Origin of the sequence: Streptomyces sp. NBC_00483 (assembly GCF_036013745.1) — a bacterium.
Taxonomy (GTDB): Bacteria; Actinomycetota; Actinomycetes; order Streptomycetales; family Streptomycetaceae; genus Streptomyces.
The window spans coordinates 6,804,366-6,824,931 of sequence record NZ_CP107880.1 but is presented as its reverse complement, the minus strand read 5'-3'; the positions used below and the strand labels follow the sequence as shown (position 1 = coordinate 6,824,931).

Annotated in this window: 12 protein-coding genes and 1 pseudogene; 6 read left to right on the top strand and 7 right to left on the bottom strand. The window is 71.9% G+C overall.

The annotated features are described in order from the left end of the window. Positions 1-67: 67 nt before the first annotated feature. Positions 68-2,269 carry a protein kinase domain-containing protein gene (locus OHA73_RS30715; protein WP_267069021.1) on the bottom strand — a complete coding sequence of 734 codons (2,202 nt, stop codon included), beginning with the start codon at positions 2,267-2,269 and terminating at the stop codon, positions 68-70. A 3,040-nt stretch (positions 2,270-5,309) separates the two neighbouring features. On the opposite strand from OHA73_RS30715, the pseudogene OHA73_RS45800 reads away from it, so the two are divergent. From OHA73_RS45800 to OHA73_RS30685, 6 genes and pseudogenes are all read left to right on the top strand, one after another. Further along, positions 5,310-6,937: pseudogene (locus OHA73_RS45800) on the top strand (MinD/ParA family ATP-binding protein); the annotation flags it as partial. 172 nt (positions 6,938-7,109) lie between these two features. Then, positions 7,110-8,999, top strand: a complete 1,890-nt coding sequence (locus OHA73_RS30705; RefSeq protein ID WP_266714818.1) for an ABC transporter substrate-binding protein — start codon at positions 7,110-7,112, stop codon at positions 8,997-8,999. Between the two features lie 38 nt (positions 9,000-9,037). Next, positions 9,038-10,123, top strand: a complete 1,086-nt coding sequence (locus OHA73_RS30700; protein WP_267069024.1) for an ABC transporter permease — start codon at positions 9,038-9,040, stop codon at positions 10,121-10,123. After that, entirely contained in the window at positions 10,120-11,061 is a 942-nt protein-coding gene (locus tag OHA73_RS30695) for an ABC transporter permease (RefSeq protein ID WP_327656638.1), read from the top strand. Before OHA73_RS30700 ends, OHA73_RS30695 begins: the two co-directional genes overlap by 4 nt. Further along, positions 11,058-12,053, top strand: coding sequence for an ABC transporter ATP-binding protein (locus OHA73_RS30690; protein WP_327656637.1), 996 nt, complete (start codon positions 11,058-11,060; stop codon positions 12,051-12,053). Before OHA73_RS30695 ends, OHA73_RS30690 begins: the two co-directional genes overlap by 4 nt. Further along, positions 12,050-13,072: an ABC transporter ATP-binding protein gene (locus OHA73_RS30685; protein WP_266714814.1), complete on the top strand. Its 1,023-nt coding sequence runs from the start codon at positions 12,050-12,052 to the stop codon at positions 13,070-13,072. Before OHA73_RS30690 ends, OHA73_RS30685 begins: the two co-directional genes overlap by 4 nt. Before the next feature lie 76 nt (positions 13,073-13,148). Here the strand turns inward: OHA73_RS30685 and OHA73_RS30680 are convergent, their stop codons facing one another. The 6 genes from OHA73_RS30680 to OHA73_RS30655 all read right to left on the bottom strand — a co-directional run bounded on the left by OHA73_RS30680 (position 13,149) and on the right by OHA73_RS30655 (position 20,502). After that, positions 13,149-13,619 (bottom strand): carboxymuconolactone decarboxylase family protein, encoded by a 471-nt coding sequence (locus OHA73_RS30680; protein WP_266714812.1) that lies wholly within the window; start codon positions 13,617-13,619, stop codon positions 13,149-13,151. A gap of 105 nt (positions 13,620-13,724) precedes the next feature. Beyond that, complete coding sequence (locus OHA73_RS30675; protein ID WP_266714810.1) at positions 13,725-14,675, bottom strand: bifunctional riboflavin kinase/FAD synthetase; 951 nt, start codon at positions 14,673-14,675, stop codon at positions 13,725-13,727. 131 nt (positions 14,676-14,806) lie between these two features. Next, the gene (locus OHA73_RS30670) at positions 14,807-18,562 is read right to left on the bottom strand and encodes a trypsin-like peptidase domain-containing protein (protein WP_327656636.1); all 3,756 of its coding nucleotides are present in this window, start codon (positions 18,560-18,562) and stop codon (positions 14,807-14,809) included. A gap of 238 nt (positions 18,563-18,800) precedes the next feature. After that, on the bottom strand, positions 18,801-19,706 hold the full coding sequence (truB, locus tag OHA73_RS30665) for a tRNA pseudouridine(55) synthase TruB (RefSeq protein WP_267069030.1): 906 nt from the start codon (positions 19,704-19,706) through the stop codon (positions 18,801-18,803). A gap of 2 nt (positions 19,707-19,708) precedes the next feature. Beyond that, positions 19,709-20,170, bottom strand: coding sequence for a 30S ribosome-binding factor RbfA (gene rbfA, locus OHA73_RS30660; protein WP_266714804.1), 462 nt, complete (start codon positions 20,168-20,170; stop codon positions 19,709-19,711). Between the two features lie 38 nt (positions 20,171-20,208). Continuing rightward, positions 20,209-20,502 (bottom strand): DUF503 domain-containing protein, encoded by a 294-nt coding sequence (locus OHA73_RS30655; protein WP_266714802.1) that lies wholly within the window; start codon positions 20,500-20,502, stop codon positions 20,209-20,211. Between the last annotated feature and the right edge of the window lie 64 nt (positions 20,503-20,566).

The following is a 20,566-nucleotide window of genomic DNA, read 5'->3' as shown; positions in this document are numbered from 1 at the left end:
GGGGCCTTCTGCCGGGGAGGCGGTCGTGGAACCTGTGCGTGTGCGTGGGGGGTGTGTCAGGGGTGTGTCACTTCATGGGGTACGCGGCGAGCTTGGCGTTGTTGCTCAGGGAGAGGATGCGCGTGCGCTCCGGGTTCGCGTAGAAGCGGTCGCCGTCCGTCTTGTACGTCCACGCGACCTCGTGGCTCTTGAGGTCGACGCCGCGCAGCTGCGCGCCGTTGCGGTAGTACGCGCACTGCTTGCCGATGAGCGGCCGCCACGCCCTGGACTGCTCGTCGGCGCTGCCGTCCTTCTCCACCCACAACCGCCCGCCGCCGCTCGCCCTGTACGCAGCAAGTCCGACGCCCTCACCCACGGCGTACACGACACCGCCGTGCAGCGTCGGCGGCCCGAACGGGCGGCCCTCCGGCGTCTGCCACTGCGCCTTGCCGTCCTTGAGGCGCACCGCGCGGAGCCGGGTGCCGCCGATGTAGAGGTGCGTGTCGTCGGCCGCGATCGCGGCCCACAGGGTGGCGACGTCGTCGACGCGGTACGGGACGTTCCACAGGATGGCGCCTGTCTTCAGGTCCCGTACGACGATGTGGACCTCGTCCTCCTTCATCTGCTGGTACGTCACCAGGTGCCCGCCGGCCACCTTCGCGGCGAGGATGTGCATGGACTGGTCGAGCTCGGCCCGCTTGGGCAGCGGCCGCGACCACAACGTCTTGCCGGTCGCGCAGTTCACGGCGCGCAGCGTCCACTTCTGCGTGGCCGCGTAGCCGAGTGTGCCGCCCTTGCCCTTGCCCACCGCCACGTAGGCGATGTCGCCTGCGACGCAGAGGAATTGGTTCCCCTCCAGGTGGTCGTTGGTGTCGGCGAGACGGGCGAGCGTCTTGACCTTCTTGCCGGTGCGCGGGGCGATCGACTCGACGGTGACGGGCGCTCCGGCGCGGTCGTCCTGGTACACGTTGTAGGACAGGTGGTAGAGCTTGCCGTCCGCGGCGGTCCACTGCCATCCGCTGCCGATGTGGTCGTCCCACTTCTTCGCGCCGTCGGACACGGCGAAGCCGCGGGCGTACCCGCGCATGGCGACGGCCACCCCGTCGACGATGGCAGGGATCATCGACTTTCCGCCGTCGACGACGCTGCTCTCGAAGTAACCCTCGTCCTTCCAAAGGGGGTCGAGATTGCGCCGGTTGCGGGTGTCGAGGGCCTTGGGGTCCGCCGCCTTCTTCTCCTCCGAGGAGCGGCCGGTCCACCACCAGGCGCCTCCGGCCGCGACCGCGCCGACGCCGAGCACTCCCCCGACGGCGAGAAAGCGGCGCCGCGACACGGGGGCGCTCGCGACGGGGGCGACCGCGGTGGTCCCCGGGAGCGTATGGGTGATGGGAGCGGGCAGCCGCTGCGGGACGGTCTGCCATACGTCGGTGGCGCGGCGCCCGATGTCACCGAGCAGCGCCTCGGACAGGTGGTCGGCGAACTCGCCTGTCCCGGTGTGCAGTTGGGCCGACAGATAGTACGTGGTGGGGCGTCGCGCCGGGTCCTTGTCGAGGCAGCGTGCCAGTACGGGGACGAGGGCGGCGGGCACCCCGGTCAGGTCCGGCTCGCCGTACCGCACGCGGTACAGCAGGTCGGCGGCCTGCCCGTTACCGAACGGGCCGCTGCCGCGGGCCGCGAACACCAGCACTCCGGCGAGCGCGAACACGTCTCCGGCCGGGCCGTGTTCCTGGCCCGTGGCCTGCTCCGGCGACATGAACGCGGGTGTACCGACGGCGGATCCGGTGCGGGTGAGGCGGTCGTCGCCGATGGCGCGGGCGATGCCGAAGTCGATGACCTTGGGGCCGTACGCCGTGACGAGGATGTTGGACGGCTTGAGGTCGCGGTGCACGACGTCGCTGCGGTGCAGCTGCCCAAGTGCCCCGCACAGGGCGGCTCCCAGCGCGCGTACGGTCGCCTCGGGCATCGGCCCGCCGGACTCGACGGCCTCGTCTAGCGGCGGTCCGAGTACGTACTCGGTGGCAAGCCACGGTGTCTCGGCCAGCGGGTCCGCGTCCACGACCTTCGCCCCGAACTGCCCGCCGATGACCCGCGCGGCGTCGATCTCCAGGCGGAACCGGGTCCGCACGGCCTGGTCGGCGGCGAGTCCGGCGTGCATCGTCTTCACGGCGACGGTTCGCCCGCCGGCGGTCCGCGCGACGTACACCGTCCCCATGCCGCCGCTGCCGAGGCGTCCGACGAGGCGGAACGGGCCGAGGTGTACGGGGTCGACGTGGGTCAGCGCGGTAGGCATGAGGTGAGTTCTCGCCGTGGTCGGGTGCGGGGCGGGTCAGTTGGTGTGCGCTGCGCGCACCGGCGGGGCACTGCCCCTGATCCGGCTCCGATTCCGCACGCCACGCCCTCCCCCGCCGCCGTCCGCGCCACGACCTCCCCGGTCACGGCGCGGCGAGTCTAGTCGACGGGGTGTGGGCGGGCCTGCCGTGCGGGCGGTTTTGGTGATTAGGCTGGGACAGGACGTGTCCTGTGTTCCCGCGCGCGGGCCGTGCGTACGGCAAGGGCCTGTCGTTTGGATGAGGCCGGATCAGGGAGCGGGGTCTGGTGCGTGCGATCGCAAGGCGGAGGAGGGAGTCGACGCGGAGCGTCGGCGACCGACGACAACGCCGCGAGCGTGCGTGCCAGGCCCCGCGAGCCCGGCCTGATCCAAACGACAGGCCCTAGGGGGGGCGGGGGAGGCACGCCGGTGCTCGACCACACCAGGAGGCATTGTGAGCAGCGATCGGGACGATGTCCGCGGGGGCGGCGGGTCACCCGCCGGTGACCTGTCCGGCGCGGGGCCCAATGTCGAGCGGACGGGGTTCGGTATCGAGCAGACGGGGTTCGGTGCCGAGCCGACGGGGTTCGGTGTCGAGCCGACGGGGTTCGGTGCCGAGCCGACGGGCGAGTTCACGATCGACTACGCGCCTCCGCCCTGGTACGAGCAGGCGAGTTCGCGGAGCGGTGGGGTGGGCTGGGAGCCGGCGGGGCCGGGAGCGGGGGCGCCGATGGCGCCGGGTGGTGCGGAGGGGTGGGCGGCATCGGTTGCTCCGGCGGCTTCGGTTGCGCCTGCGGGTCCGCTTCCGCCCGCGGGCCCGGCGGCATCGGTTGCTCCGGCAGGTCCGGCGGCACCGGCGGCTTCGGTTGCACCCGCAGGTCCGGCGGCACCGGCGGCTTCGGTTGCGCCCGCAGGTCCGGCGGCACCGGCAGCTCCGGCAGCTCCGGTTGCGCCCGCAGGTCCGGCAGCTCCGATCACTTCGGCTGAGCCGACCGCTACGGCGGGTGCGTCTGGCGGTGGGGGTCGCGATCTGGGGGACCGGGGTCCGGGGAGCGGAGGCCTGGACAGCGGTGACCTGGACAATGGGGATCTGGAGAGCGGGACCACCCTGCGTTTCTCCGCGCCCTCGCTGAGGCGGAACTTCGAGGAGCTCGCGGCGCTCGGGGAGCCGCCCGCCCCTGCGCCCACGCCGGTCCAGAGTCCCGCGGAGAGGGCCCGCGCGTGGGTCGACGCCCACCGGGTGCACGTCGACATCGACACGGAGAGCGCCCGCGCGAAGACGGCCGACGCCGTCCCGACGGACACCGACTTCCCCCTCGCGGCACCGGACGCCGAGGATGCCGGCGCGCCGTCCACCGACGAAACCACGGCGCGGCCAACGGCGTCCGCCGGGGATTCGGCGGTGCACCCGCCCGGGTCCACCACCAACTCCCCGGCTGCGGCTGCCACTTCCCTGGCACCACAAGACGCCCCGGCAAGCCCGGCCCCCGACTACACCCTCGACACTCCAGCTGCCCCGGCTGCTCCAACTCCCACCGTGACCGCGGCGGAGCCGACGGCGCCCGCTCCCGCTTCCCTGGCGGTGGCTGCTCCCACGGCACCACCCGCTGCACCGGCCCCCCGCTACGTCCCCGAAACTCCGGCCGCGGCGGAGCCGACGGCGCCCACCCCCGATTTCCCGGCTGCCGCCGCTCCCGCGGCACCACCAACTGGACCGGCAGGACCGGCCCTCGGCTACGTCCCCGAAACTCCGGCCGCGGCGGAGCCGACGGCGCCCACCCCCGATTTCCCGGCTGCGGCCGCTCCCACGGCACCACCAACTGCACCGGCAGGACCGGCCCTCGGCTACGTCCCCGAAACTCCGGCTGCTCCGGCTCCCACCGTGCCCCCGGCGGAGCCAACAGCGCCCGCCCCCGATTCCCCGGCTGCGGCCGCTCCCACGGCACCGCCGACTCCGGTTCTCGGCAACACCCCGGCGGCGTCACAAGCTGCTCCGGCGCCCCCTGCGCCCCCAACTCCCGGCGACGCACCGGCCGCTGCGGACGCTCCGGCTCTCAGCGACGCACCCACACCCAACACCCCGACAGGCTGGGCTCCCCCGCCCCCTCCGGCAGGCGGGGTGCCGCCGTTGCCGCCGTCGTTCCAGCCGGCCGCGCCGCCCGCGGCCCCGCAGTGGACCGACCTCGCGCCCGGCCAACCGCCTCTGGCAGCCCCGAACACGCCCGCACAGCCCCACGGCGCATACGGCTTCCCGCAGCAACCCGCCCAACCGGCACCACCGGCTGACGGCCAACCCATGCCACCGCAGGGTGGATACGGCCCTCCGCAGCCACCGCACCACAGCCAGCCGGCCAACGCGCAACCCGGCTACGGCTTCCCGCAGCCCACCCCGCCGGACCTGCCCACCCCCAACGTCCCTGCGCCACAGCACGGTTACGGATCCCCGCAACCTCCGGCCCAACCGGCACCACCGGCCTCCGGCCAGCAGTCACCCGACACCCCCGCTCCACCGGCTACCTACGGCTTCCCCCAGCCCCCGGCCCAGCCGACACCACCCCAAGGCCAGCCACCCACCGAGCCCGCACCACAGCCCGGCTACGGCTTCCCCCAGCCTCCGGCCCCGCCGACACCACCCCAAGGCCAGCCACCCACCGAGCCCGCACCACAGCCCGGCTACGGCTTCCCCCAGCCTCCGGCCCCGCCGACACCACCCCAAGGCCAGCCACCCACCGAGCCCGCACCACAGCCCGGCTACGGCTTCCCTCAGCCGGACCAACCACAGCCCCCGGCGCACCCCGCGACCCCCGTACCCACCCCCTTCACGCCACAGCCCGGCTACGGCTTCCCCCAGGCCCCAGCCCAGCCTGCACCGCCAGTTCAGGGCCAACCGCCCAACACACCGGCCCCCAACACCCCCGCACCCCAGCCCGGCTACGGCTTCCCTCAGCCCCCGGCTCAACCGGCACCGCCAATCCAGGGCCAACCGCCCAACACCCCCACCCCACCCGCCGGTTACGCCTTCCCCCCGCCGAACCAACCACAGCCCCCGGCGCACCCCGCCCAGAGCCACCCCGCCACACCCTCACCCGCACCCTCCACACCACCGCCCGGTTACGGCTTCCCGCCCTCTCCCGCCCAACCGGCAGCACCGCCCCACGACCAGCCCGGCCCACGCACCCCCACCCCCTCCACCCCGCCGCCCGCCTACGGCACCCCCCACCCCGGTCAACCACACGCCCCCGCCCAGCCGCTGCCCGCCGCCCAACCGCAACCCCAAGCCCAGGCCCAAGCACACCCCCACCCCACCTACCCCACCCCCCAACCAGTCCAGCCACACCCCGGCTTCGGCCCCCCGCCCGGCCAGGCAGCCGACCACGCGCCCAACCAGGCCCCCGGCCAAGCAGCCGCCCCCGCCCAACCACTCCCCCATTCCGCACCCACGCCCGCACACGCACACGCATCCAACGCCCAACCCCCCTACCCCAACCCCCCACACACACCCGCCCCCGACACCAACGCCCCCCTCGGCTACACCGCCGCCGTCGAGCTGTCCGCCGATCGGCTCGTCAACAGCAAGCGGCAGAAGCAGCGGAGCAAGGCGCCCACCGCCGGTGGCGGGCGGTTCAAGTTCGGGGGGAAGAAGGAGGAGACGGAGCGGCAGCGGAAGCTGGACCTCATCCGCACTCCGGTCTCGTCCTGCTACCGGATCGCCGTGATCAGCCTCAAGGGCGGCGTCGGCAAGACGACCACCACGACGGCCCTCGGCTCGACCCTCGCCTCGGAACGCCAGGACAAGATCCTCGCGATCGACGCCAACCCGGACGCCGGCACCCTCGGCCGACGCGTGCGCCGCGAGACCGGCGCCACCATCCGCGACCTGGTGCAGAACATCCCGCACCTGCACTCGTACGCGGACATCCGGCAGTACACCTCGCGGACCCCCTCCGGCCTGGAGATCATCGCCAACGACGTGGAGCCGGAGGTCTCCTCGACGTTCGACGACGCCGACTACCGCCGCGCGATCGACGTGGTCGGCCGGCACTACCCGGTCGTCCTGACCGACTCCGGCACCGGCCTGCTGTACTCCGCGATGCGCGGAGTCCTCGACCTCGCCGACCAGTTGATCATCATCTCGACCCCGTCCGTCGACGGCGCGAGCAGCGCAAGCACCACCCTCGACTGGCTGTCCGCGCACGGCTACACCGAACTCGTCCGGCGCTCCCTCACGGTCATCTCCGGCGTCCGCGACACCGGCAAGATGATCAAGGTGGACGACATCGTCAGCCACTTCCAGACCCGCTGCCGCGGCGTGCTCGTCATCCCCTTCGACGAGCACCTGGCGGCCGGCGCCGAGGTCGACCTCGACATGATGCGCCCGAAGACGCGGGAGTCGTACTTCGAGCTGTCGGCGATGGTCGCCGAGGGCTTCGGCGGCTTCGGCCACCACACCCACCTGGCAGCACCACCGTCGCAGTACTAGCCCCCACGCCCTCAGAACCACACGCACACCCCGCACCCCCGCCCACCGCACGCTCACGCCAAGTGCCCGCACCTCTCGAACGCCGGTGCGGGCCTTTTGCGCATCCTGCACCCATACGGGTGCCATCCCCTGGCCTGCAAAGCATCAGAGGTCTCGACCAATGTGCGTGAAATGCAGGTCAACTCGTTATTTCCGCAGGCCACATGGGGTTCACCCACCGTTGACGTCCCTCAACTGCCGCTGATAAACCAACACTTCAGTCGACCTGAATTCTCAGATCCAGCCCAGCTGTGCGAGCGATGCGCGAGGTCACCGCCGATGGACACACCAGCTCAGCAAGACATGGACCACAGAACAGCCCGCCCACCGCGGCGCGGAGTGCGGATACTCCTCGCGGCAGGCGCCGCGGCGTTCACCCTGACGGCCGGCCTCGCCACGCCTCTCAACCCGGCGCCGCAGCAGGCCGAGGCGAAGGCGAGCGGCAACGCCGCGGCCAAGGCCGACAGCGGCAAGACCAAGACCCTCACCGTGGCCGTCGCGCAGAGCGTCGACTCGCTGAGCCCGTTCCTGGCGACCCGCCTGGTCAGTACGAGCATCCACCGCCTGATGTACGAGTACCTGACCAACTACGACCCCAAGGACAACCACGTCATCCCGGGGTTCGCCACCGACTGGAAGCCCTCGGCCGACAAGCTGACGTGGACGTACACCATCCGCTCCAACTCGAAGTGGTCCGACGGTCAGAAGGCCACCGCCCACGACGCCGCCTTCACCTTCAACAAGATGATGACGGACGACGCCGCGGCGACCGCCAACGGTTCATTCGTCGGCAACTTCAAGAAGGTCACGGCGCCCAGCGACACCAAGCTCGTCGTCGAGCTGAAGAAGCCGCAGGCCACGATGACGGCCCTCGACATTCCGATCGTGCCCGAGCACGTCTGGAAGGACGTCAAGGACTACTCGAAGTTCAACAACGACGACAAGTTCCCGATCGTCGGCAACGGTCCGTACGTCGTCACCGGCTACAAGACCGACCAGTACGTAAAGCTCAAGCGCAACCCGGACTTCTGGCGCAAGACGAAGACGCCGCAGTTCGAGAACATCGTCTTCAAGGCGTACAAGGACCAGGACGCCGCGGTCGCCGCCCTGCGCAAGGGCGAGGTCTCCTTCGTCGCCGGCTCCCCCGCCCTGACGCCCGCCCAGGCGGCGTCCCTCAAGGGCGAGGACAACATCAAGGTCAACGAGGGGCCCGGCCGCCGCTTCTACGCGATCGCGGTGAACCCCGGCTGGAAGACCAAGAGCGGCAAGAAGTTCGGTGACGGCAACCCGGCGCTGCTCGACGAGAAGGTGCGCCAGGCGCTGTTCAAGGCCGTCGACACCAAGGCGATCGTCGACAAGGTCTTCCAGGGCCACGCCGTGCAGGGCCAGGGCTACATCCCGCCGCGCTTCCAGGACTACTACTGGCAGCCCTCGGCCGACCAGAAGCTGGGCTACGACGCGCAGGCCGCGGGCAAGATGCTCGACGACGCGGGCTACAAGATGAAGGACGGCAAGCGCGTCGGCAAGGACGGCAAGCCGATCAACCTGCGCATGCTGTGCCACGCCACCGACCCCAACGACAAGGCGGTCGGCAAGTACCTCAAGGAGTGGTGGGGCAAGATCGGCATCGGTCTGAAGCTGAACTGCGTCGACGATGTCTCCGTGCCCTGGTACGCGGGTGAGTACGACCTCGCCTTCGACGGCTGGTCGGTGAACCCGGACCCGGACTTCGTCCTCGGCATCCACACCTGCGCCGCCCTGCCGAGCAAGCCGAAGGAGGTCGCGCAGACCGACAACGGCATCTGCGACAAGACCTACGACAAGCTCTACAACCAGCAACTCGCGGAGTACGACCCGGCCAAGCGCGCGGACACCGTGAAGAAGATGGAGTCCTGGCTCTACGACTCCGGCTACATGAACGTCATGGCGTACCCGAACGCGGTCGAGGCCTACCGCACCGACCAGATCAAGTCGATCGAGACGATGCCCACCGCGGCCGGCAACATCTACGGCCAGGACGGGTATTGGAGCTGGTGGTCGGCCGAACCCGCGTCGGCGTCCGACAGCGAGGACAGCGGTTCGTCCAGCTCCACCGGCATCGTGATCGGCATCGTGGTCGCGGCACTCGTCGTCATCGGCGGCGGGGTCCTCTTCGCGCGGCGGCGGCGCACGACGGCGGACGAACGCGAGTAGGCGACGCACAGCTACGCGAGTAAGAAGACATGTGAACCATGACAGCTGACAGCACTCCGGCGCTCGTGCAGCCCGCGGACGGTACGGACGGCGACCCGGCTTCGGCCGGGCCGCCGTTGGCCGCCCGCGGCCCCCGGGCCCGCAACACCAAGGCGTACGTCCAGTACGCGCTCGCGAAGATCGGCGGCGCGATCGTCTCGCTCTTCGCCGTCCTCGTCACGAGCTTCTTCCTGTTCCGGCTGATCCCGTCCGATCCGGTCAAGCAGATGACCGGCGGCCGGAAGGTCTCCACGGAGCAGCTCGAGAACCTGCGCCACCAGTACGGCCTCGACCAGCCGATGTGGAAGCAGTTCACGTCGTACATCGGGGACGCGCTCTCCGGTGACTTCGGGATCTCGTTCCAGTTCCACACCCCGGTGATGGACAAGATCGTCGACGCGCTCCCGGCGACGCTGCTGCTCACGGGCACGGCGTACGTCCTGTACTCGGCGCTCGGCATCTGGCTCGGCACGCGCACGGCGTGGCGCAACGGATCGCGGAGCGACCGCTTCAACACGGCCTTCGCGCTGACCCTCTACTCGGTCCCGTCGTTCTGGCTGGGGCTGCTCCTCATCATCGTGTTCGCCGTCGGCATCGGGCCGATTCCCGGCATGTTCCCGACGGGCGGCCTCGAATCGGGCGGCGAGACCGGGTTCGCGTACATCCTCGATGTCGCGCACCATCTGGTCCTCCCGGTGATCACCCTGGTCGCGGTCGGCTATGCGCAGACGCTCCTCGTCATGCGCTCCTCGCTGCTCGACGAGATGGGCAGCGACTATCTGACGACCGCGCGCGCCAAGGGACTTCGGGACGACGACGTGCGCCGCAAGCACGCGGTGCCGAACGCGATGCTGCCGACGTTCACGCTGATGTTCGTGAACCTCGGGCAGGTGGTCGCCGGGCAGATCCTCGTCGAGACGGTCTTCTCCTGGCCGGGCCTCGGCGGCCTGTTCTACCAGGCGCTCTCCGTGCCCGATCTCCCGCTCGTCCAGGGCCTGTTCTTCGTCTTCGCCACCGCGGTGATCCTCGCGAACACCCTCGCCGACATCCTCTATCCGCTGCTCGACCCGAGGGTGGGCCGATGACGACGACCGAAACCGCGCCTTCGAAAGAACCGAGGACACCGAAGGCGCCCAGCGCACGCTCCCTCGCGCGCGCCCGCAAGCGCCAGTCCCTGGCCCGCTTCTGGCGGTCCTACCGGGCGCACCGCAGCGGCATGTGGGGCCTCGGCCTGCTCATCCTGATCGCGCTCATCGCGATCTTCGCGCCGGCCCTGGTCGGCGCGGACTCTCAGAGCGTGACCGACGCACCCGGCGGCCCGATGGAGGGACCGAGCGGCGAATTCCCGCTCGGCACCGACCAGTTCGGCCGCAGCGTGCTCGCCCTCCTTGTGTACGGGGCGCGGGTATCGCTCACCGTGGGCCTGCTCGCGGCGTTTCTGTGCGTGGCGATCGGCACCGTCATCGGCATCGTCGCGGGCCACTTCCGCGGCTGGTTCTCGACCGTTCTGATGCGGATCACGGACTGGTTCCTGGTGATGCCGACGCTGGTCCTGGCCATCGCGCTGGCGACCGTCATGGACCGCTCGATGTGGACCGTGATCATCGCGATCGGCGTGACGACCTGGCCGACGACCGCGCGCCTGGTGCGCGCCCAGACCCTCTCGGTCGAGGCGCGTCCGTACATCGAGCGGGCCCGCGCGCTGGGCGGCAGCCACAGCCACGTCATGACCCGGCACGTGCTGCCGAACGTCATGCCGCTGGTGCTCGCCCAGACCACGATGGTCATCTCGTCCGCGATCCTGACCGAGGCGACCCTCGCGTTCCTCGGCCTGTCCGACCCGACGGTCACCTCCTGGGGCGGCATGCTCCAGGACGCGCGCGAGGCGGGCGCGGTCAGCGCCGGCGACTGGTGGTACCTGGCCCCGCCCGGCATCGCCATCGCGATCGTCGCGCTCTCCTTCACCCTGTGCGGCCGCGCGGTCGAATCCGTCCTCAACCCGAAGCTGGGGGTGCGCTCATGACCCTTCTCGAGGTACGGGACCTCACCGTCACGTACGCCGGCGGGGCGCAGGCCGTCCGCGGCGTGAACCTGTCCGTAGAGGCGGGCCAGAAGCTCGGCATCGCGGGCGAGTCCGGCTGCGGAAAGTCCACACTGGCGCTCGCGCTGCTTCGGCTGCTCCCCAAGGACGCCAAGGTCACCGGCGAGATCCTGCTGAACGGCGAGGACATCCTCACCATGAAGTGGGGCCAGGTCAGGGCCGTCCGCTGGGCGGGCGCCTCGATCGTGTTCCAGGGCGCGATGCACTCGCTCAACGCGGTGCACCGCATCGGCGACCAGATCGCCGAGCCGATCCTCCTGCACAAGAAGGCGACGCAGGAGGGCGCGAAGAAGAAGGTCGGCGAACTCCTCGAACACGTAGGCCTTCCGGCGGCCCGCGCGAACGCCTATCCGCACGAGTTGTCCGGCGGCCAGCGCCAGCGCGTGATGATCGCGATGGCGCTCGCCTGCGAGCCCGAGCTGATCATCGCCGACGAGCCGACGACGGCCCTCGACGTGATGATCCAGGCCCAGATCCTGCGCCTGATCGAGCAGTTGGTGACCGAGGAGAACCTCGGCCTCATCATGATCAGCCACGACCTGGCGGTCCTCTCCGACACCTGCGACCGGCTCTCCGTGATGTACGCGGGCCGCGTCGTCGAGGAGGGCCCGGCGCTCCAGGTCTACGAGGACGCGGTGCACCCCTACGCGAAGGCGCTGTCGGCGGCGTTCCCCACCATCGGCGACCCGGCCTCCCGGTTCGCGCCGCGCGGGCTGCCCGGCGACCCGCCGGACCCGTCGGCGCTGCCGTCCGGCTGCACCTTCCACCCGCGCTGCCCGGTGGCGCTCGACGTGTGTGCGAGCGAGGACCAGGTGCTGCGGATCGCGGGCCCCGAGCGGCGGGCGGCGTGCGTCCACGTGGGATCCGACGAGGTCGCCGCGACGGAAGTCGAAGCAAGGAGCACCACGGCATGACAGAAACGCTGCAGACGCCCGAGGTGTCGAAGAACGCGCGGACGCTGCTCAGCGCCGACCAGCTGCACGTCACGTTCCCCGGCCGGCGCGGCGCCGCCGATGCGCGGGCCGTGGACGGCGTCGACCTGGACATCGCGCCGGGCGAGATCGTGGCGCTCGTCGGCGAGTCCGGCTGCGGAAAGACGAGCCTGGCGCGCACCCTGCTCGGCCTGGAGAAGCCGACGTCGGGCAAGGTCACGTTCGCGGGCAAGCCGCTGGACTACGCCTCGAAGGCGCTCAAGTCGTACCGCAAGCGCGTCCAGTTGGTCCTCCAGGACCCGAGCGGCTCCCTGAACCCCCGGCACACGGTGTACGACGCGGTCGCCGAGGGGCTGCGCATCCACGGCTACGCGGGCGACGAGCGCGAGGCGGTCGCGAACGCCCTGTCCCGCGCGGGACTTCGCCCTCCGGAGCGCTTCTTCCTGCGCTATCCGCACGAGCTGTCGGGCGGCCAGCGCCAGCGCGTGGTCATCGCGGGCGCGCTCGTCCTCGACCCCGAACTGATCGTCGCTGACGAGCCGGTGGCGTCCCTGGACGCGTCCGTACGGGGTGAGATCCTCGCCCTGTTGCTGCGCCTGCGGGACGAGTTGGGCCTGTCCGCGCTCGTGGTCACGCACGACCTCGGCCTGGCGTGGAACATCGCGGACCGGGTGGCGGTGATGTACCTGGGCCGCATCGTGGAGACGGGCAAGGTGGAGGACGTCCTGACCTCACCCCAACACCCGTACACCCAGGCCCTGTTGTCGGTCCTTCCGGAGGCGCCGGGCGAACCGGTGGTCCTCACGGGCGAGCCCCCGGACCCGTCCCGCATCCCGGGCGGCTGCCGCTTCCACGCGCGCTGCCAGGTCCTGGCGGACGGCCGGGCGGAGGAGGCGGGGGTCGCGGACTCCTGCCGGACGGTAGATCTGCCGGTGCTGTCCGGCGCGGCGACGTCGCAGGTGGCGTGCCACTGGGCGGCGGCGAAGGCGGCGGCCGAGTAGCACTGCCTGGGAACGTGAAGGCCCGGCTCCGTGGAGATGGAGCCGGGCCTTACGCGTGTCGCATGACGAGTCAGCCTCAGCCGTACATGCCGGGCACGTAGTCGCCCGCCGGCTGCTGGGTCATCACGTTGAGCCGGTTGAACGTATTGATCATGGCGATGCAGCCGACCAGCGCGCCGAGCTGCGCCTCGTCGTAGTGCTTGGCGGCCTTCTCCCACACCTCGTCGGAGACCCCGGCACTGTCCGCGATGCGGGTGCCCGCCTCGGCCAGCTCCAGGGCGGCCTTCTCGGCCTCGGTGAAGACCTTGGCCTCGCGCCAGGCGGCGACCAGAGCGAGCCGGACCGCCGTCTCACCGGCCTCTGCGGCGTCCTTGACGTGCATGTCCAGACAGCCCGAACAGCCGTTGATCTGGCTGGCCCTGATCATGACCAGGTTCAGTGTCGGCGCCGGGATGCCCGAGCCCTCGGCGGACCTGCCCGCCGCGATGACGTGCTTGAGCATCTTGCCGAGGACCGGGTTGGTGAAGAGGTCGAGTCGCGGTTCCATGAGGGGCTCCTTCGCACTCCGTCATAAGTGGTGACACCACTTACGACGGAGCGCCCCGCCCCGATGTGACACACCCGGAAGTGACCTGCGCCACTCCGGAGTGCTTCAGGCCCTGGACGCCTCGACGAGCTCGCGCGCCTGCTTCACGTCGTCCGCGATCGCGGCGACGAGTTCGTCGAGCGACTCGAACTTGGCCATGCCGCGCACGAACGCCACGAACTCCACGGCCACGTGCAGCCCGTACAGGTCGAGGCCGACGCGGTCGATGGCGTACGCCTCGACCGTCCGCTCCGTCCCGTCGAACTGCGGGTTCGTGCCTACGGAGATCGCCGCGGGCATCGCCTCGTCGTTCACGTACAGCCACCCCGCGTAGACCCCGTCGGCCGGGATCGCGGTGTGCGGGAGGGTCTCCACGTTGGCGGTCGGGAAGCCGAGCTCACGCCCGCGCTGCGCGCCGCGCACGACGACGCCCTCGACGCGATGCGGACGGCCGAGGATCTCGGCGGCGCCCGTCACATCGCCCTCGGCGACGAGCCGCCGGGTCAGCGTGGACGAGAACGGCTGGCCGCCCCCGGCCGACCCGCTGACGTACAGGTCCACGACCTCGACCTCGAAGTCGTACGTCTGTCCCTGCTCGGCCAGGAAGTCGACATTGCCGGCGGCCTTGTGGCCGAAGCGGAAGTTGGGGCCCTCGACGACCACGCGCGCGTGCAGCTTGTCGACGAGCACCTTCGCCACGAAGTCGGCGGGCGACAGCTTCGAGAACTCGGTGGTGAACGGCAGGATCAGCACCGCGTCCACGCCGAGCTCGGCCATCAGTTCGGCGCGCCGGTGGTGCGGGGCGAGCAGCGGCGGGTGCGAGCCCGGGCGCACGACCTCGCTGGGGTGCGGGTCGAAGGTGACCACGACGGCCGGGATACCGAGCTCACGCGCCCGCTCCACGGCCCGCCCGATGATCAACTGGTGCCCGCGATGCACCCCGTCGTAGGAGCCGATGGTGACGACGCTGCGCCCCCAGTCCTGGGGGATGTCCTCCAAGCCACGCCAGCGCTGCACGGTGATTGCCCCTCGCAAACCTGTGTCCGACCGTTTGGAACCTTGCGTCTCTCTACCGGATACGCAGGTCTAAGAGTGCCATGCCGCCCGCCCGCGCTTCGCATCGGGCGGGCCCGCGGCAGGTCCCGGGCCTAGGCGGGCACCCGCACCCCGGCCAGGTTCTCGATCATGCGGCGGGAGCTCGGGCCGACGAGCGCCGCCCACTCCCGGGGCGCCTCCGTGAGCCATCGCGCCACCAGGCCCGCGAAGCCGGGCACGGACCGCGCGAGCTCCACGAGCAGCCGGTCGAAGCGGGCCGCTCCTTCCGGCGTACGCACCAGGAGCATGCCCGTACGGTGCACCAGGTCCCGCGTCCTGGCCGGCCCGCGCCGCGCCGAGTCCCGCGCGGCGGCGCACAGCAGCGCGTCGAGCACGACGGGGTCCCGCTCCTCTTCCAGCAGTACGTCGAGCAGCTCGGCCCGCAGTGCGCGCGACGCGGTCGTGCCGGGCGCGGCGAGCACCCGCGCCAGGGCGCCGCGCACGACCGGGGGCCGCTCCGACACAAGACCCACGACCAGCGGGTACATCACGGCCCGCGTACCGTCCCCGTGCTCGAGGCACCGGTCGACAAACGTCGCCACGTGGCCGGCCGCGGCATCCGGCCAGTCCTCGGCGAGCTCCCTCACGAGCGCGGCGGCGCGGCGGGCGTGCGCGGGTTCGGTCAGCTCGGCGAGGGTCCGCAGGATGTCGCCGAGGCCGGGGCCCGGCTCCCGCAGCCGCGCCTGGAACGCCGCGAACACGGGTTCCGGGTGGGTCGCCACGGCCAGGGCGAGCGCGTCGGCTGGCGGCTGCGCGTCGCCCGCCGCGAAGCGCTCGAGCGCGCGCGCCAGGTACGCCGGCCGGGATTCCGGGTCCCGTACGAGGAGGTGGAGCGCAGCACCGTGCAGGGCACGGTCGGGCCCCTCGAGCAGCGCGAGCGCGGCGTTGCGCAGCAGCTCCCGGTCCGCGACATCGCCCACCCGCGGCGCGACCCGCACTCCGTACGCGGCGGCGGCGACGCGCCGATCGGGCCGCTCGTCGTGGGCCCACCGCTCGACCGCTCGGCACAGGGCGGCCGGCTCCTCCTCGACCAGGATGGCCAGCAGCTCGTCGGCGCGCGGGTGAGCGCACTCGACGAGGGCCTCGACCAGGCCGTCGGGGTCGCGGTGGCGGTGAGTGTGGAGCAGGGCCTGGGCGGCGTCGGCGACGGTGGCGTCGGGCAGGGCGGGCAGCGCCCGCTCGTCGTCGAACCACCACGTCAACCTCCGCTGCACACGCCGGGGCTCGGCAGCCAGCGCCTCCGCCACGACGTCGAGACACCGCCCTCCGACCTCACCCCCGTCATGCACGACGGCCCGCCGCAGCAGCTCGAACCGGATGTCGTCGGCCACGACAACCCGCATCCAGAACGCCCCGCCGAACTGCCCCCGCTCCGCGAGCCCTTCCAGCACCCCCGAATACACCCCCGCATCCGCCACCCGCACCAACACCTCCCGCACCAACTCCCTCCCCCACCACTCCGCCTCCGCGGACACCCCGCCGCAACCCTGGCCCCCGGGACCACCTGCTTCCCACGCCTCGGGGCTCCGCCCCGAACCCCGCTGCTCAATCGCCGCAGGGGCTTGATTTGCCCCAGCTCCCCACCCGGAACGGTCGACGCCGCCCGACTTGGGCAATCTGCCGCCTGGGGCGGCAGGGTGGGCAAGGCGGCCCCCGGTGCGGGCCGCACCCACGTCAGGGCCCGACCCCGTCGCAGCCAGATCCTCCCCGCCGCGGGCCACACCCGCGTCGGGCGCCGACCCCGTCGCAGCCACCCACTCCCCGGCGCGGACGCCACCCGCACCGGACGCCGACCCCGTCGCAGCCACCCACTCCCCGTCGCAGGCCGCACCCACCTCAGGGCCCGACCCCGTCGCAGCCACACCCACCCCGACGCCAACCGCCCCCACCCACGGCAACAACTCCCGCAACCGAACGTCCAGTTCCGCGCACCCCTGTTGCCGCTCGATCAAGAGCAACGCCCGCACCACCGGCCCCGCCCGATGCCGCGGCACAGGAAACCCGTCCCCCCGCCGCCGGAACACCAGCGCCTCCAACGCCCCGTCCACATCCAGATGCATCCCCTGGATCCAGTCCGCGACCTCCTCGTGCGCGAACCGGAACCCACCCCCGGCCGGCACCAGCACCCCCTCCGTCAGCACCGCCGACGCCCACCCGGACACCCCGTCCCGCGCTCCCCACGGAAACAACTCCTCGAACGACTCCCGGTCCAACTCCCCCTGCCCCGGCCCAAGACTCCGCCGCGCAGCCTCATGCACGTGCCCGGCCACCCGCGCCGCCAGCCTGCGCACCCCACTCCCCCGTACCCCCGAAGGCGCGGCGAGCCGGACCGCCACGCGGAGGCACATCAGGTCCAGATACGCCCCGAAGATCTCGTCCCGGTCGGGGCAACCGGCCACACCCCCGGGCAGCGCCGCCCGCACCTCGCTCAGCAGGCGCAACGACAGCGGATGCCCGGCCTCCCGCTCCGCGAGCGCCCCCTCGGGCACGCCGAGCCGCTCCCGCGCCCGCCGCGCCGCCTCTCCCACAAGGTCCCCGATCCGTACGCACGGAGGCAGCCCGGACGGCCCCACGGCCGCCGGCCCGTACTGCACGTCCCCGCCGAACAGCGCGCCCGCCTGCTCCCAGTACTCGGCACGGCACGCCACCACCAACCGCACCCCGCACGCCGCGAGCCACCGCTCGGTCCCCCGCGACCAGGCGCTCAGGCGGTGCGCGAGCACGGGCGGCATCTCCTCCGGCCCGTCGAGCAACAGCACGAGCGGCCGTCCGGTCTCCCGGGCGACCTCGGCGATCCGCTCGGCGGAGACGTCCCCCACGTCCCCGGCGACCGCCTCCTCCCGCGATGCCGCCACGATCCGGCCCGCCCGCGCGAGCGTCCGCCCCACCGCCTGCGCGACCGACGCGTCGTCCTCGCTCAGGTCCGCGCCCCGCAGCCACACCGTGGGCGCGGCGCCGTCCCCCTCGGCCCGGCGCCCGGCGAACGCGGCGAGTTCCGTGGTCCGCCCGCTCCCCGGCTCCCCGACCAGGGCCAGCACCCGCGCCTCACCGTCCGCACCCGACGTAAATGCGTCCAACTCCCGTGTCACATCAGGCCGTTCGACCGGCTCGGGCCCGTCCGTCCCCGGCCCGTCGCTGCCCACCGAGATCCCGGCAAGCTGAAGCACCCCACCGAGATTCAGATCGTCCCCGTACGCGGGCACCGTCGCGGCATTGCGCGCCAGCAGCTCGGCCAGCTGCCCCCGCCCGCCCGCGCCCGCGGCCACCGCCCGCAGCGGCATCGCGAACCCGGCCGCCCGGTGCCCGGCCCGCAGCTCCGTACCGAGCACGGCGACCACCGCCCCGGTACGCGCGTCGAGCACAGGGCCACCCGCGGCCCCACCGCCGACGCGCAACGCATCCGCCCCGTCCGTACCGACGGCCAGCTCCAGGACCCCGTCCAACAGGTGACTGCGGCCCCCGGCCACGTACGCGACCGGCGAGCGCCCCAGCACACGCGCCTCGCGCCATCCACCGGCGGGAATCCGGACGTACGCCCCGGCTACCGGCGGTCCGGAGGCCGCGACCGGCAGCGGCACCGCGCCGAGCCCCTGCGTGCGCAGCAACGCCAGGTTCGCTTCGGGCAGTTCGACGATCGACCCGGGCTCCACCACACAGGTCGCACCGCCCGGCCCGTGCACCAGCAGCCGCCCGAGCCCGCTCACCACCTCGTGGCCCGTGACGACCGTCCCCCGGTCGTCCGCCACGAAGCCCGCACCGCGCGGCCGCCCGGCCAGATCGGTGATCCGTACCAGCGGCGGGTCCACCATGACGCGACCCTCCCGCCGTTCTCCGCCACGCCCCGTGTCTCGACGGTAGGCGCGCGGTGATCAGCTGGACAGCGTCAGAGGCGAACGCGCCCCCTTGCGCTCCCCCTGTTCACTCCGAGCGCCCGCCCGAAGGGGTGAAGTGAACGGGCGCACTGGATACACCCTTGAGAGGGGGACGTGGAGCGGCGGCCACCCAGAGACCGGAACCCGCCGCTCCACCGAAATTCATGGCGCAAGCTCAGCCGAACACGGCCAGGCTCTTCGCCTTCCCCTTGGACTCCTCGACCAGAGCGAGGAACTGACCATCGGGCCCGAACACGGCGACGGGACCCGCCCCCGCGTACTCCTCGGGCACCTCCAGGCGCACACCGTTGAGCAGCAGCTTCCCGCGGCGCTCGTCGACGTCCCAGCGCGGGAACGCGGCGGCGGCCGCCTCGGCCACCGGCATCACGGTCAGCGACTCCTGGAGCTGGTCCAGGGTGCGCGCCGAGTCGAGCTTGTACGGGCCGACGCGCGTGCGCCGCAGCGCCGTCAGATGCCCGCCGACACCGAGCCCGGCGCCCAGGTCACGGGCGATCGCCCTGATGTACGTACCGGACGAGCAGACCACGGACACGACCAGGTCGAGGACCGGCGTGCCGTCCTCTGCGACCGCGTCCCGGACGTCGTACACGGCGAAGGACGAGATCTTGACCGGGCGCGCCGGGATCTCGAACTCCTCGCCCTCGCGGGCCCGCTTGTAGCTGCGGACACCGTTGATCTTGATGGCGCTGACCTTCGACGGCACCTGCATGATGTCGCCGCTCAGCTTGGCGATGCCCGCGTCGATGGCCTCGCGCCGCACCCCGGACGCGTCGGTGGACGAGATGAGCTCGCCCTCCGCGTCGTCCGTGAGCGTGTTCTGCCCGAGCCTGATCGTGCCCAGGTACTCCTTCTCGGTCAGCGCGAGATGGCCGAGGAGCTTGGTGGCGCGCTCGACGCCGAGCACGAGCACACCCGTCGCCATCGGGTCGAGGGTGCCCGCGTGGCCGACCTTGCGGGTCCTGGCGATCCCGCGCATCTTGGCCACGACGTCGTGCGAAGTGAAGCCCGACGGCTTGTCGACGATGACAAGCCCGTCGGGCGGAGGGGTGCGGTCGGACATGCTCAGGCTTCGCCGTCCTTCTCGGAGGCGTCGTCGGCATCGTCCTCGGGCTTCCTGTACGGGTCCGCGCCGCCGGCGAAATCGGCGCCGGCGGAGGCCTCGCGCACCTGCTCGTCGGACTGCCGGGCCCGGTCGAGGAGGTCCTCGATGGTGCGGGCGTTCTCCGGCAGGGCGTCCGCGACGAAGGCCAGGGTCGGCGTGAACTTCACACCGGCCGCCTGACCGACCGCCGAGCGCAGGACGCCCTTGGCGCTCTCCAGACCGGCGGCCGCCTCGGCCCGCTCCTCGTCGCTCCCGTACACCGTGTAGAAGACGGTGGCTTCCCGGAGGTCGCCCGTCACACGGGTGTCGGTGATGGTGATGTGGGAGCCGACCCGCGGGTCCTTGATCCCACGCTGCAGCTTCTGGGCCACCACCTCTCGAATGAGGTCCGCCAGCCTCTTGGCGCGCGCGTTGTCGGCCACTGGTCCGTCTCCTTTTAAGTGCTTACTTGCTTGTTGCTTCAGTCTTCGTCGCTGTGGAGCCTGCGTCGAACCGAGAGCAGTTCCACTTCGGGCCGCCCGGCGACGAGCCGCTCACAGCGGTCCAGTACGTCGGTCAGGTGGCCGGTGTCCCCGGAAACCACCGCGAGCCCGATCTCGGCCCTGCGATGGAGGTTCTGGTTGCCCGTCTCCGCGACGCTCACCGCGTACTTGCGGTGCAGCTCGGCCACGATCGGACGGACGAGGGAGCGCTTCTCCTTCAGCGAGTGGACGTCGCCGAGGAGCAGATCGAAGGACAGAGTCCCCACATACATGTGTGTCCGGATGTCCCGCCGGTCCGGGGTCGTATGGGCGACCGCTTCCGGCCACCGATACGGG

Excerpts from the sequence above, each read along its gene's own strand:
- OHA73_RS30715 (WP_267069021.1), bottom strand. The coding sequence starts at position 2,269 with ATGCCTACCGCGCTGACCCACGTCGACCCCGTACACCTCGGCCCGTTC.
- OHA73_RS30705 (WP_266714818.1), top strand. The coding sequence starts at position 7,110 with ATGGACCACAGAACAGCCCGCCCACCGCGGCGCGGAGTGCGGATACTC.
- OHA73_RS30700 (WP_267069024.1), top strand. The coding sequence starts at position 9,038 with ATGACAGCTGACAGCACTCCGGCGCTCGTGCAGCCCGCGGACGGTACG.
- OHA73_RS30695 (WP_327656638.1), top strand. The coding sequence starts at position 10,120 with ATGACGACGACCGAAACCGCGCCTTCGAAAGAACCGAGGACACCGAAG.
- OHA73_RS30690 (WP_327656637.1), top strand. The coding sequence starts at position 11,058 with ATGACCCTTCTCGAGGTACGGGACCTCACCGTCACGTACGCCGGCGGG.
- OHA73_RS30685 (WP_266714814.1), top strand. The coding sequence starts at position 12,050 with ATGACAGAAACGCTGCAGACGCCCGAGGTGTCGAAGAACGCGCGGACG.
- OHA73_RS30680 (WP_266714812.1), bottom strand. The coding sequence starts at position 13,619 with ATGGAACCGCGACTCGACCTCTTCACCAACCCGGTCCTCGGCAAGATG.
- OHA73_RS30670 (WP_327656636.1), bottom strand. The coding sequence starts at position 18,562 with ATGGTGGACCCGCCGCTGGTACGGATCACCGATCTGGCCGGGCGGCCG.
- truB (WP_267069030.1), bottom strand. The coding sequence starts at position 19,706 with ATGTCCGACCGCACCCCTCCGCCCGACGGGCTTGTCATCGTCGACAAG.
- OHA73_RS30655 (WP_266714802.1), bottom strand. The coding sequence starts at position 20,502 with ATGTATGTGGGGACTCTGTCCTTCGATCTGCTCCTCGGCGACGTCCAC.